This is a genomic window from Ruminococcus sp. Marseille-P328 (genome assembly GCF_964249465.1).
GTDB classification, from domain to species: Bacteria; Bacillota; Clostridia; order Lachnospirales; family Lachnospiraceae; genus Blautia_A; species Blautia_A faecis.
In genome coordinates this window covers 1-715 of the sequence record NZ_CAXUBQ010000077.1, presented here as the reverse complement: position 1 = coordinate 715, position 715 = coordinate 1, and the positions used below count along the sequence as shown (strand labels likewise).

Here is a 715-nt window from a genome sequence, read left to right as displayed (position 1 = left end):
AATGAGGACAAATTTAACGCCATATTCACACTTCAGAGAAGAGGATACCAACCTCAACCGCTCAGACGAATCTACATTCCAAAGAAAAATGGAAAAAAGAGACCACTGAGTATTCCTACAATGAAAGATAGGGCAATGCAAACATTACACAAAATGGCACTGGAACCAGTCACAGAAACTCTGGCAGACGGCACTTCATACGGATTCAGACCCAACAGATGTGTTCAAGACGCTATAGAGCAATGTTTTGTCGACTTGGCTCGAAAAACAGCACCAGAATGGGTGTTGGAAGGTGACATAAAAGGATGTTTCGATAACATAAATCATGAATGGATGCAAAAGAATATCCCTATGGACAAAGAAATTTTGCACAAATTTCTTAAAGCTGGATTTGTGGAAAAGGGAAAACTCAATGCTACTGACCAAGGAACACCACAGGGAGGTACTATTTCACCGACGCTGTGTAATTATGTATTGGACGGATTAGAAAGATTATTGAAGAATAAGTTCAAACGGTATTGGTCGAAAGGTAGACAGATAAATCCAAAAGTAAATCTGGTGCGCTATGCAGATGATTTCATTATTACAGGAGCATCAGAGGAACTATTAAGAAACGAGGTACTACCTTTAGTAAAAGAGTTCATGCATGAAAGAGGATTAGAATTATCGGATGAAAAGACAGTTATTACGAACATACACGATGGATTTGACTTTT

1 protein-coding gene is annotated in these 715 nt (G+C 38.6%); it reads left to right on the top strand.

The annotated features are described in order from the left end of the window. On the top strand, positions 1-715 hold a 715-nt coding region (locus tag ACESTK_RS20515), incomplete at both ends, for a reverse transcriptase domain-containing protein (RefSeq protein WP_373120638.1).